The 12,272-nt window shown below is 61.5% G+C and carries 8 protein-coding genes; 4 read left to right on the top strand and 4 right to left on the bottom strand.

Going from position 1 to position 12,272, the window contains the following annotated elements; all coding sequences use genetic code 11:
- On the bottom strand, positions 1–921 hold the full coding sequence (locus KCG45_RS01725) for an NAD(P)-dependent oxidoreductase (RefSeq protein ID WP_218315421.1): 921 nt from the start codon (positions 919–921) through the stop codon (positions 1–3).
- A 158-nt stretch (positions 922–1,079) separates the two neighbouring features.
- Here KCG45_RS01725 and KCG45_RS01720 point away from each other — a divergent pair, with 158 nt between their 5' ends.
- The 4 genes from KCG45_RS01720 to KCG45_RS01705 all read left to right on the top strand — a co-directional run bounded on the left by KCG45_RS01720 (position 1,080) and on the right by KCG45_RS01705 (position 9,853).
- Positions 1,080–2,345 carry a threonine ammonia-lyase gene (locus KCG45_RS01720; protein WP_218315420.1) on the top strand — a complete coding sequence of 422 codons (1,266 nt, stop codon included), beginning with the start codon at positions 1,080–1,082 and terminating at the stop codon, positions 2,343–2,345.
- Positions 2,346–2,558: 213 nt separating this feature from the next.
- On the top strand, positions 2,559–3,404 hold the full coding sequence (locus KCG45_RS01715; RefSeq protein ID WP_218315419.1) for an arginyltransferase: 846 nt from the start codon (positions 2,559–2,561) through the stop codon (positions 3,402–3,404).
- A 57-nt stretch (positions 3,405–3,461) separates the two neighbouring features.
- Complete coding sequence (locus KCG45_RS01710) at positions 3,462–5,639, top strand: autotransporter assembly complex protein TamA (RefSeq protein ID WP_218315418.1); 2,178 nt, start codon at positions 3,462–3,464, stop codon at positions 5,637–5,639.
- On the top strand, positions 5,639–9,853 hold the full coding sequence (locus tag KCG45_RS01705; RefSeq protein ID WP_218315417.1) for a translocation/assembly module TamB domain-containing protein: 4,215 nt from the start codon (positions 5,639–5,641) through the stop codon (positions 9,851–9,853). Before KCG45_RS01710 ends, KCG45_RS01705 begins: the two co-directional genes overlap by 1 nt.
- Before the next feature lie 17 nt (positions 9,854–9,870).
- Here the strand turns inward: KCG45_RS01705 and KCG45_RS01700 are convergent, their stop codons facing one another.
- The 3 genes from KCG45_RS01700 to KCG45_RS01690 all read right to left on the bottom strand — a co-directional run bounded on the left by KCG45_RS01700 (position 9,871) and on the right by KCG45_RS01690 (position 12,168).
- Positions 9,871–10,455 (bottom strand): fasciclin domain-containing protein, encoded by a 585-nt coding sequence (locus KCG45_RS01700; RefSeq protein ID WP_218315416.1) that lies wholly within the window; start codon positions 10,453–10,455, stop codon positions 9,871–9,873.
- A gap of 11 nt (positions 10,456–10,466) precedes the next feature.
- Positions 10,467–11,465 carry a hypothetical protein gene (locus tag KCG45_RS01695; protein WP_218315415.1) on the bottom strand — a complete coding sequence of 333 codons (999 nt, stop codon included), beginning with the start codon at positions 11,463–11,465 and terminating at the stop codon, positions 10,467–10,469.
- Positions 11,466–11,544: 79 nt separating this feature from the next.
- On the bottom strand, positions 11,545–12,168 hold the full coding sequence (locus KCG45_RS01690) for a lysozyme (protein WP_218315414.1): 624 nt from the start codon (positions 12,166–12,168) through the stop codon (positions 11,545–11,547).
- Between the last annotated feature and the right edge of the window lie 104 nt (positions 12,169–12,272).

Here is a 12,272-nt window from a genome sequence, read left to right as displayed (position 1 = left end):
TCATCCTTGAATGCGGGTGTTTTCAGAAGCGCCTTTGGGAAGGCGGGTGATCAGCGCGCTGGTATCGTGCCTGCCGCCTCCCGCCGCTTGCACATCGGCATAGAATTGATCCACCAGCGCAGTGATCGGGGACGACAGGCCGAGCCTTTTCGCTTCGTCGAGCGCGTAACCGAGATCCTTGCGCATCCAGTCGATAGCGAAGCCGAAATCGAATTTTTCAGCCGTCATCGTGTTCCAGCGATTGTCCATCTGCCAGCTTTGCGCTGCACCGCCGGAGATCGCCTCGTACGTCCTGCCAAGATCAAGGCCCGCGGCCTCTGCCAGCCGGATCGCTTCCGACAGGCCGCCGAGCACGCCGGCGATGCACATCTGGTTGGCCATCTTCGCCGTCTGCCCCGCACCGCTGGGGCCGACATGGACGATTGATTTCGCATAGCAATCCATCACGGGCCGGGCGCGGTCCATGGCTTTGGATGATCCGCCACACATGACCGCGAGCTGTCCGTTCACCGCTCCTGCCTCACCGCCGCTGACCGGGGCATCGAGCGTTTCGATGCCGCAGGCCCCGGCTTCTTTCGCCAGGTGGCGAGCCATGTCGGCCGAAACGGTTGTGTGATCGACCAGCAGCGATCCGGAGCGCATCGCCGCGAGCGCGCCTCGGTCGCCGAGCGCGACTTCGCGCAGGTCATCATCGTTGCCGACGCAGATGAAGACGATATCCGCCTCGCGCGCAGCCTCGGCAGGTGTTTTGGCGAAAGCGATCTCAAGCCCCTCTTCCGCCCAGGTCTCTTGCCAGCGCGCAGCACGCTTTTCGGACCTGTTGAAGGCGGTTACGCGGTGACCTGAGCGGGCAAGATGTCCGGTCATCGGGCCGCCCATCACGCCGAGGCCGAGAAATGCGATTGATAGCGGTGAAGTCATGACCCGCAGCCCTAATCCGTTTCACATGAGAAGCCAATCGGACCGTCGGAGTTTTCAGGTCTCCGAGCGGCGGTCGCACGGATGAAAGCAATTCTTCGCACAGGGGTCGGCAATTCGAATTGCCCTTGGCCGCGCGAAAGCCTAATCCCGCCAGCACCATGACAGCCAACACCGCACCGATAGCCCCGCTCGCGGCGAGCACAGCCAGCCCCGATGAACTGACCATCGACACCATCCGCGCCGCCGCCGCCCGGATCGAAGGTGCGGTCGTCAAAACGCCGATGATGCATTCGATCACGCTTTCGGAAATAACCGGTGCCGAGATCTGGCTGAAGTTCGAAAATCTGCAGTTCACCGCTGCTTACAAGGAACGCGGTGCGCTCAACGCACTTTTGCACCTTACCGACGAGCAGAAGAGGCGCGGCGTCATCGCGGCGTCTGCCGGTAATCATAGCCAGGGCCTGTCGTATCACGGCACCCGTCTTGGCGTGCCGGTCCATATCGTGATGCCGAAGACCACACCGACGGTTAAGGTCATGCAGACCGAGAGCGTCGGCGGCAAGGTCGTACTGCATGGCGAAACCTTCGACGAGGCGCACGCCCATGCACGCAAGCTTGAGCAGGAAATGGGCCTTACGTTTGTCCACCCGTTCGACGATCCGCTTATCGCTGCAGGGCAGGGCACCGTAGCGCTCGAAATGCTGGAGGTTCAGCCAAAGCTCGATTGCCTGGTGACGCCGATTGGCGGAGGCGGACTGATTTCAGGCATGGCGACTGTCGCGCGCGCGGCCGATCCGGATATCGAGGTTGTCGGTGTCCAGGCCGCGCTCTTTCCGAGCATGTTCGACAGGATAAAGGGAGAGAGCCACGATTGCGGCGGGGACACCCTGGCCGAAGGCATCGCGGTCAAGAAACCGGGTGAGTTCACGAGCAAGGTCATCGCCGAGCGTGTCGACGATATCCTGCTGGTTGACGAACCATCGCTGGAAAAAGCGGTATCGCTCCTGCTCCAGATCGAAAAGACCGTTGTCGAGGGCGCAGGCGCGGCGGGCCTCGCCGCGGTGCTCAGCAACCCCGAACGCTTTGCCGGGAAGACCATCGGCCTCGTCCTCTGCGGCGGGAACATCGATACCCGTTTGCTCGCAAATGTCCTCTTGCGCGATCTGGCGCGCCAGGGGCGTCTCGCCCGATTGCGCATCACGCTGCAGGATCGTCCGGGTGCCCTGTTCAAGGTGATGCGCCTGTTTGATGCGCACAATGTCAACATCATCGAAATCTATCACCAGCGGATATTCACCTCGCTGCCGGCGAAGGGCTTGATTACCGACATCGAATGCGAAGCGCGCGATGCGGAGCAGGTCGAGCGGCTGGTCGAAGGGTTGCGAGCCAAGAAATACGACGTCCAGCTTGTCGAATTGAACTAGAATGCCGGAGTAGTCGAGCGGCATCGGCGGAACGGATTCACGAAGCGGGGGCATTCGAGACCAGCGCCTGGACGCTGGCCGTATTGTGCAAACTAAGCCTTTATTCACCCTGTTTCATGGTTAAGGGTCTTTTACCGCCCGGCCTGAAAAGGCATAACATCGCCTTAACAAATACAGAATCGATTCTTCCAGCCAGAGGACGCAGCCAATCCCGTGACGGCCCCGATCCGCTTTCCCCGTTTCTTCGTGACCAGTCCGGCACCGTGCCCGTACCTGCCCGACCGGCAGGAACGTAAGGTCTTCACGGAGCTGAAGGGGGCGCATTCGGACCAACTTAACGAAGCGCTTGGCCGGATTGGTTTTCGGCGCAGCCAGACAGTGGCCTATCGCCCGAGTTGCCTCGATTGCCAGGCGTGTGTGTCGGTGCGGGTCGTCGCCTGCGAGTTCAAACCTTCGAGCACACAAAAGCGTGAGATCAGGCGCAATTCCGATCTTGTCGTGACCGAATGTCGTCCGTGGGCAACCGACGAGCAGTTCGAGCTTCTCGCTAAATATCTCAGCGTCAGACACCCTGATGGAGGGATGTCCGCCATGGACGAACTCGATTACGCTGACATGATCGAGCATACGCCGGTGACCAGCACGGTCATCGAATATCGCGAGCCGACGACGAACGGCGAACCGGGTAAATTGGTCGGCGCATGCCTGACCGATCGCCAGGGCGACGGCCTGTCGATGATCTATTCGTTTTATGATCCCGACCACGAGGGCCGCGCGGGTCTGGGCAATTATATCATCCTCGACCATATCCAGCGCGCGGCGCAGGACCGGCTCCCTTATGTGTATCTCGGCTATTGGGTCGAGGGCTCGCCGCGAATGCAATATAAAGTCCGCTACCGTCCGCTCGAACGTCTTACGCGGGACGGTTGGCAGCGGATGGACCGCGAAGAACAGAGCAAGCTAATCGCCAAGGCGACTGCACCTCGCGGCGAAAAGGCTGGAACCTTGGGTGGCGCAAGGGGTAAAGACGGGCAACCGGTCAAATTTCCCGCGAGCTAATATTTGCCACTTTTACAATTAGATCTTCTCCTGGCGAGCGGGCTCTGCGCTGCGGGCATGCTCGTGCATGGTGGGGTCAGTGCGCAAACCCAGCAGGAAACCGTTAGCTCGCAAGAGGAGGAACCGGCCGCGGCCCCTGAACCGCCAAGGGTGCAGGTTCCTACCAGCACAACACTCGATGAGCTGATCCCGCAAAGCGCCGTCGAGGAGGCGGAAGATTGGGCGAGGCAGGGCGTAGGCGAGCCTGAGCGAGCCGAGGTGGACCCCGAAGCGGTCGCGGAGGCTGCAGAAGACGGGTTGGAAGATGCTCCCGATCCGGCCATCGCGGCGACTCTCGACGGGTTTGAAATTCCGGAGCCTCAGAGGTTGGAGCCCGATCCCGACGGCGAAGTGCTGGCCGAAATCGATGCGCCGGACCTCATGCAGTTTCCCGAGCTCGAGGAATTCGAGGTCAGCGACGAGTTGATCCTCGCATTTCCAGCCGACAACGATGCGTTTCCTGAACGCACCAATTTCCTCGAGAGGTTCAGGACTTTGTCGACCGTCGAGGCGCTAGAGAGCGGCGACGATACCGTTCCGCAACTCGCCGCAAGGGCGCGGGCGGATGAGGAGTTGCTGCTCGAGATGCTGCGCACCTATGGCTATTACGGCGGTGAGGTCGCGCGGCAGCTGTCTGGCGGCAGGCGCGGTGACAATGGCGATATAGCGGGCGCCGACATCGATCCGCAGGTGCGTTTCGATATTCTTCCGGGCGAGCGATATTCCTTTGGTGCAATCGACCTGGGCGATCTGGTCAGCGCCCCCGACAGTGAAGAATTGCGGGCGAGCTTCGCGATTGAAAGCGGCGATCCCCTTCAATCCGACAGGATCGTAGAAGAAGAACTCGATTTGCGCGTGGCTCTTGGCGAGAGCGGGTATCCTTTCGCCGAGGTCGATGCACCGTCATTGCTCGTCGATCATGCTCGCAATGAAGGTGATTTGTCGCTTCCGGTGCAGCCCGGCGGCAAGTATGTATTCGGAGGAGTGCAGAGCTCCGACCCCGACTTTCTTTCCGGACGCCATCTTTCGCGGATCGCGCGGTTCGACAACGGCGATGTGTACCAGACGAGCCTGCAAGCCGATTTGCGGCGCGCTGTGATCGCCACCGGGCTGGTGACCAGCGTTGCGGTCACGCCGCGCGAGATAGAGCCGCCGGAAGGGGGAGAGCCGGGCCAGGTTGCCCTCGATGTCGAGTTTGACCGTGCTCCCACGCGAACCATTGCGGGCGCTATCGGCTACGGCACCGAAGATGGGCTTAAGTTGGAGGCTAGCTGGGAACACCGCAACCTGTTCCCGCCCGAAGGTGCGCTAAGGTTGCGCGGCATCCTCGGTACGCGCGAACAGCTCGCCAGTGTGACCTACAAGAAGAACAACTTTCGCGACCGCGACCAGGTGCTGACTGTCGATACCTATGCGAGCGATATCGAAACCGAAGCAGTCGACGCACGTACCCTTGGTTTGCGCGGGACTTTCGAACGAGTGTCAAACCTGCTTTTCCAGAAGCCGCTCAGCTGGCAGGTCGGCGCGGAGGTGCTTTACACCGATGAACGCAACCGCGTCGAGGAAGGTGAACCTGGTCCGCGCCAGGTTTATACGATCGGTAGCCTGTTTGGCAGCGCGACGCTCGATGCGAGCGACGACTTGCTCGACCCGACGAGCGGCTACCGGATCACGGGTTTTGCCGCGCCCGAAGTGTCGAGATCGTTGGGCGAAACCACCTATTACGTGCGCACTCAGGCCGATGCGAGCTACTACCAGGAAGTCGGCACAACGGTGCTCGCTGGAAGAGTTCGCGCCGCGGCCATCGTCGGTGCCGAGGCTTTCGAAATTGCGCCATCGCGCAGACTTTATGCAGGCGGCGGCGGGTCGGTGCGCGGATACGCGTTCCAGGCGATCGGACCCAGAGATGAGTTCGGTGAAGCGCTGGGCGGCGGCTCGGTTGTAGAATTGTCTCTCGAAGCGCGAATTCAGACAGGTTTCCTTGATGGAGCTATTGAAGTCGTTCCGTTTGTCGATGCAGGCTCCGTTGCTCGCAGTTCGCGGCCGGATTTCAGTGTCATCCAATATGGCGCAGGTATAGGCATTCGGTACAAGACCAGCTTCGGACCGATCCGCGTCGACGTAGGGGCGCCGCTTAATCCGACTGAATTCGATGCGCCGGTCGTTGTGTATGTCAGTCTGGGTCAGGCATTCTGATGGCGGAAGAAGACGTCATGGCGCAAGGCGATGCGGACACTCCGGTTCGCAAGCGCAAACGCCGCTGGGCCAAGCGAGCGGGCTGGGCCATGGCCATCCTGCTGCTGCCATTGGTGCTCGCCGCGTTGTTCCTGAGCTCACCGATCGGGAAGCGTTTTGTGACCGAACAGATCGCTCAGATCGCACCGGCATCGGGCCTTCGTTTCGAAGTGGGCCGGATCGAGGGCGATATTTACGGCCAGGCTGTCCTCCACGACGTGATCTTCAGCGATCCGCAGGGTGAATTTCTGACCATCCCCGAAGTCGTGCTCGATTGGCATCCTCTGACCTTCCTGTGGAGCGGTATCGATGTAAGGGAGTTGACGGCGCGCCGCGGACGGCTGGAGCGTTTACCCGAGCTTTTGCCGGGCGATCCCGACGCTCCGCTGCTTCCCGATTTCGACATCCGCGTCGATGAGCTGGTCATCGACAGCTTTGTCCTCGCTCCGGGTATTGCGGGGGATCAGGCGCATACCGTCGATTTGACCGGCAGGGTCGATATTCGCTCTGGGCGCGCGCTGGTTCAGGCGGATGGCCGCGTCGGGCCCGAGGATCGGCTCGCGCTGCTCCTCGACGCGGAACCAGATGGCGATCAGTTCGATATCTCGCTCGACTATCACGCCGCAGCGGATGGCCCGATCGCCTTGATAGCCGGTCTCGATGCTGCTTACGACGCGCAGATCGAGGGCGATGGCACATGGTCGAAATGGATCGGCTATGCCCTCTTGACGCGCCAGCGCCGTGATTCAGAGGCAGAGCGTGTCGCGGCGCTCAGACTGACGAACAATGCTGGGACCTACAGCGCGCTCGGCCAGATCAGCGCTCCGGTCAGCAGCGGCGGGATCGTCGGCCGGGCGCTTGGTGAAGCAGTGTCGCTCGCCGTCAGCGGCACGTTGGAGGAGAGCGTCTTCGACGGGCGCGTTGCCGCGATCACATCCGCGCTCGACGTGCGCGGCGATGGTGCGGTCGATCTTGCCGGCAATCGTTTCGACGATTTCGATGCACGCGTCGTGTTGCGCGATCCCGACCTGCTTGGCGAGACGTTCACCCTGCAAGCCGCACGCCTTTCGGCGACAATTGACGGCCCCTTCCGCGATTTGACCATCGCGCATGATCTTACCGTCGAGCAACTCGCCGCCGGGACCACGTTGATAGAAGGTATCGCCCAATCAAGCACCGCGACGTTCGACGGCGAGAGATTTGTTCTCCCGCTGGATGCCCGCGTAGAACAGGTTGTGAGCGGGATTGAACTGGTCGATCCGAGGCTGAACGATGGCACGTTGACAGGCACACTGACCTACGCGGGTACGCAATTGAATGCAGACAATGCGCGTGTGACCTTCCCGGGATTGACAGGCGTGCTCGCTCTCAGGGGAAACACGGCGCAAGGCGTCTATGCTGTCGCCGGCCCGGTTACCGCAGACAATCTGGTTCTGGATGATATTGGAACGATCGATGCGAGGGCCGATCTCGTGGCGCGTTTCGGAACCAATATCCCTTGGAGCGTCCGCGCGAACCTTGATGGAGAGCTGGGCGATGTTTCGAATGCCAGCGTCGCTAATGTCGCCGGGCAAACGCTAGCGTTCGAAGGTGCCTTCGGTGTGGCCGCCGATCAACCGATCGTGCTGCGCGACGTCTCTCTCGAGAGCGATCGGCTGACGGCTGAGTTCGATACGCAGATCGCAGGCGGTGTGACTTCGTTGGAGGGGACCGGGCGCCATAGTGAATACGGGCCGTTTACCGTCGATGCAGAGCTCGGCGGAGAAGGGACACGCGCCAATCTGGTGCTGGCCGATCCGCTGCCTGCTGCCGGGCTCAAAGACGTGCGGCTCGCGATCGCACCCAGCGACAATGGGTTCGCCATTGATGCGTCGGGCGGTTCGCTTCTCGGCCCGTTTGAAGGTTCGCTCGGCCTCGTCCTTCCCGCCGACGCGCCAACGCGCATCGCGGTTGATCGGATGCGGATTTTCAGGACGAATGTGACAGGGCAACTGACGCTGCAAGACGCCGGGATCGCGGGCAACCTCGCGCTTTCTGGCGGCGGGCTGGACGGGACGATCTCGCTGTCGCCTTCAGGCAATGGTGCCCAAAGCTTCGATGTCGATATGGCCGCTCGCCAAGCTCGATTCGGCGGCGATACGCCAATAGGTCTAGCTTTCGCGGATATCGATGCATCCGGCACTTTTCGCGAGGGCAGCAGCCGGGTTGCGGCAGACATACAAGGCAGGGGCCTGGAATACGGGGCACTCAAAATCGCCAATTTCGCGGCAACAGCATCCATCGAAAACGGTGTTGGCGATGTGACCGCTTCGATTGCCGGTCGGCGTAGCGATGGGTTTGCGCTCAAATTGGACGGTGATATCGCGCCGGAACGGATCGCGCTCTATGCGCGCGGCGAATATGGCGGGCGAGATATCACCATGCCGCGGCGCGCCGTGCTTACAGCGCAGGAAGGCGGCGGGTGGCGCCTGGCGCCAACCCAGATCGGGTTCGCACGCGGTTTCGCGATCCTCGAAGGCGAATTCGGGGGCAGCGAAACCCAACTAAGCGCCAAGCTTGCCGAAATGCCGCTCCGGCTTGCGGATCTCGCAGGCGCTGACCTCGGCCTCGGCGGTCGTTTGTCGGGTATTCTCACATGGACCCAAGGCGCCGGAGGCCCGCCGATCGCGAACGCCAGAGTGCGGATCGACGATTTCACACGGTCCGGCCTGCTTCTGTCGTCGACCCCCATTGACGTCCTCGCCGTGGCCGATCTGACTGCCCAAAGCCTTACGCTCGGCGCGCGACTGCGTGTTGACGATGATCCGTTAGGGCGGTTGGACGCCCGCATAACCGCGCTGGGTGAGGGTGACGATCTTGCCCGCCGGATCATGAATGGACGGCTCAATGCCAACTTCGCCTATGATGGTAGCGCCACGGCGCTTTGGCGTCTCGCAGCGATCGAGACATTCGACCTGACCGGACCTATCAGCGTAAGCGCGAACGCGACCGGAACCCTCGCAAACCCGAGCATCAATGGCAGTCTGGCGAGCGATGACCTTCGCCTGCAAAGTGCCGTATCCGGCACCGATATCGACGACGTATCGGCGCGCGGACGCTTCGCGGGTTCGCGATTGGTCCTTTCCCGATTCTCCGGCACGACGAGAGGGGGCGGCACGGTCAGCGGTAGCGGAACGGTAGACCTCGCTTCGATGGGTGCGAACCGTGGACCGCAGATCGATTTGCGCGCAGCCGCCAACGATGCAAGGCTGCTGGCGGCCAATGGTCTCGATGCCACAATTACCGGACCTTTGCGTATCGTATCGAACGGATCAGGGGGCACGATCGCAGGCCGCGTGTCCATCGACAGGGCAACATGGAAGCTCGGGATAGCAGCGGAGGACATGTCTCTGCCGCAGATCGAAACCCGGGAAATCAACCGGCCGGATAGTCTCGGCACCCAGACCCGGACGGCGTCGGATTCGTGGCGCTATCTCATCAACGCTTCCGCACCCAGCCGTGTGTCGGTCGACGGCCTCGGCCTGGAAAGCGAATGGGGCGTGGATATCGCGTTGCGGGGCACGGTGGATGATCCGCGCCTTGGAGGCGAGGCGCGATTGGTCCGCGGGGACTACACCTTCGCCGGAACGCGGTTCGAACTGACCGAAGGGCGCATCGCCTTCGATGCCAATGTCCCGATCGACCCACGGCTCGACATCGAAGCGGAAACGAGCGCCAACGGCACGAATGTGATCGTCTCGATCACCGGGAATGCGCAAGCGCCTGAAATCGCTTTCTCATCCGAGCCGACGCTGCCAGAGGAAGAGATCCTGGCGCAGCTGCTGTTCGGCGGCTCGGTCACTTCGCTTTCGGCAACCGACGCGGTGCAGTTGGGCGCCGCTCTCGCATCGCTCAGAGGAGGGGGTGGGGGCATCGATCCTATCGGCGAGTTGCGGCGCTCGATCGGTCTCGACCAGCTTCGTATCGTCAGCGCAGATCCTGCCCTCGGGCGGCAAACCGGGGTCGCGCTCGGAAAGAATATCGGTCGCAGGGTCTACGTCGAGATTGTGACGGACGGGCGCGGGTACAGCGCAACTTCGATCGAGTATCGCGTCACACGGTGGCTTGCTCTGCTGGGAACTGTATCGACGATAGGCCGTGACAGCGTGTTGGCGGAAATCAGCCGCGACTACTGACGGTCATTCGCGGGATATCATTCGCTCGCGCCGAGTAGCGCCGATGTATCTACCAAAACCGCATCGATCGGAATCATGACGCCATTGTTCCCGGCGATGGATTCGCCGGTCAGACGCGCGCTCTGTCCGCTTTCATTCCGGATGATTATTTGTTCGCCATCGAGCGTGAGCGTGAGGTTTCCTGCGCCGAAGGTTGCCAGGCTCACCTCGCCGTCATTTTCCTGGATGGCGGAACGGATTGCGTCGGGGGTCAAGGCTCCGGGTACCATATGATCGCGCAAGACAGCGGCGACAATTGCGCCCCGGTCTTCGCTTGCGAGCGCCGCTTTGGCATCCTCTCCAAGACCGTCGAAAGCCGTGTCCGTCGGTGCCAGCACGGTGTAGCTGGCATCACCCTCCAAAATTCCCTTGAGCCCTGTCCGCTCAAACGCACCCGCCGCGATAGAGATTGCGCCTACGTCGCCGACAATTTCCGAAAGCGCGTCACCAGATCGATCCGCGATATTGCCGGAGGTTTCGATATCGTCGGTCTCGCTGCCACATGCAGCAAGCAGCAGGGTAATACCGGCGATGAAACCGGCCTTTGGCGAGTTGTGGGCCATGTGTAATTCTCTCAGATTGCAAGGTCGATTGCAGAGGCGACCAAGGCGGTTTCCGGATCGATCTCATAGATATAGCCATCGGCATAGCGGTAGCGGGCCCCGGGGCGGTCATAGTAACGATCACGGTAAGCATACGGGACATTGTAGACGTCGTAACCGCGCGGCATGGGCTGGCCCACGATGATATCGTCGCCGGTAAGCAGCGCGGCCACCGATGTGATCGCAGCGGTTTCCGGATCAACCCGATAAATCACATTGTCGGCATAACGATAACCGCGGGGGTCATCAAAGCCATAAAAGTCTTCGTAATATCGCGGGAGCCGGCGCGCCTCGTAATCGCTGGGCCACACATTGCCGATGCCAAGCGCCCCTGCGAGCAAAGGGACGAACCCGGCCAGCCCATCAGCGCGGTATCTCAGCAAATACCCGTCATTGTATAAAAAGCGCCCAGCATCTGCGCCGAACAGACCGAAGAAACCGGGATCGTACCGGCGAAAGCTCTGTCTCGCCTGGCCCGGCGGGAGGCAACCGTTGCGCTTCTTCGCGAGGCCTGGCGGACATCCGCCAATCACGCGCGTCCGCGTCCCGAATGTGTCTCTGAGCAGAGCGGGGGCGAATCCGATATCGATGTCGATGCCATCGCGATCTCTACGACCGGAATTGCCGCGTCCCCCGTTTTCGCGGTTTCCATTTCCGCGCACGACTGCAGGTCCGCCGCGATTGCCATTGCCACGATCGACCTGGACGGGAGGACCCCCGCGGTTTCCTGCTTCACGGTTCCCATTGCCGCCGCCACGCCGGATTTGCGCAGGCGAGTCGCCCCGATTGCCGACATTGCCGTTGCCGCGGTTTTTGTTGCCACCGCCATTGCCGGGATTGCCTTTCGCAGCAGCGACCGGAGGGCCGCCCTTTCCGTTACCCTTACCGTTTCCATTGCCTTGACCCTGCGCAAGAGCGGCTGGACTGGCGATGAGCGCGATTGCGGCGGTGGTTGCGAACCATTTCAGCATGAGAAATCCTCCATTGAGGACAACAACTACAGCGCTGATCGCCGGTTCCAAAACGGTGAGGTCTCCGCGCTATCCCTGATCAGTCCTCACGCCGGTAAAGCGCGGCTTCCTCCGCGCGTCGCCTGACCAGCCCTTTCAGAACGCGACCTCCGGCGATGTTCCACCGGGCGAACTCTCCTGCCGCGCCCTCGTAATCGCGAGCGATATGGCGCCTCGTCAAAGTCGCGCGTGCGATTGCACCGGTGTTGTAATGAAAGCTGACCATGGCATCGAATTGGTTCTGCGTCGTGGGGGCGTCGCCGATTGCACGCGCCACGCCAGCGGCGTAGCGTTTGAGATCATTGGTCAGCCTGGTGTCGCACTGCTCCTGCGTCCAGACTGTGCCGGCCGATATGCGGCCGCCGTGCCCGTCCGATCCGGTCGCGCCCCAACCGATAGTCCAAGGCTCCGCCCCGGTACCCGGGTCCGGATACGCTTCAATCAAGCCATCCGGTCTCAGCCGTGCGCATCCCTCGAAACGTTTGATGAGCGCGGTGCCGCGAGGCCCGATTGCTGAAGGGGTTTCGTGCGGTGTCTTTGTCGCATCTTCGCCCAGCGCATCGAGCGCATCATCGATCGCATCGACTTCGGACTGGCGGAAACTGCGCTTCAGCATGGATCGAATGGTATCGAAGAGAATCTTTCGGGATTTGGGTGCGGGCATCAACAGGCCTCCAAAGCTTAAGGGGAGACCGGGCAATTAGGCACGAAAGACCGAAGTAGGAAAACACTTTGCTGCCTTAGCTAACTCTGCCTGTCACCAAGCGT

The sequence above is a fragment of the Erythrobacter ani genome (assembly GCF_019204025.1).
In the GTDB taxonomy this organism is placed as follows: Bacteria; Pseudomonadota; Alphaproteobacteria; order Sphingomonadales; family Sphingomonadaceae; genus Erythrobacter; species Erythrobacter ani.
This window is presented reverse-complemented; position numbering and strand designations above follow the sequence as displayed.

Bases quoted from the DNA above. Each gene is read 5' to 3' on its own strand.
- KCG45_RS01725 (WP_218315421.1), bottom strand. From the start codon at position 921: ATGACTTCACCGCTATCAATCGCATTTCTCGGCCTCGGCGTGATGGGC.
- KCG45_RS01720 (WP_218315420.1), top strand. From the start codon at position 1,080: ATGACAGCCAACACCGCACCGATAGCCCCGCTCGCGGCGAGCACAGCC.
- KCG45_RS01710 (WP_218315418.1), top strand. From the start codon at position 3,462: ATGCTCGTGCATGGTGGGGTCAGTGCGCAAACCCAGCAGGAAACCGTT.
- KCG45_RS01705 (WP_218315417.1), top strand. From the start codon at position 5,639: ATGGCGGAAGAAGACGTCATGGCGCAAGGCGATGCGGACACTCCGGTT.
- KCG45_RS01700 (WP_218315416.1), bottom strand. From the start codon at position 10,455: ATGGCCCACAACTCGCCAAAGGCCGGTTTCATCGCCGGTATTACCCTG.
- KCG45_RS01695 (WP_218315415.1), bottom strand. From the start codon at position 11,465: ATGCTGAAATGGTTCGCAACCACCGCCGCAATCGCGCTCATCGCCAGT.
- KCG45_RS01690 (WP_218315414.1), bottom strand. From the start codon at position 12,168: ATGCCCGCACCCAAATCCCGAAAGATTCTCTTCGATACCATTCGATCC.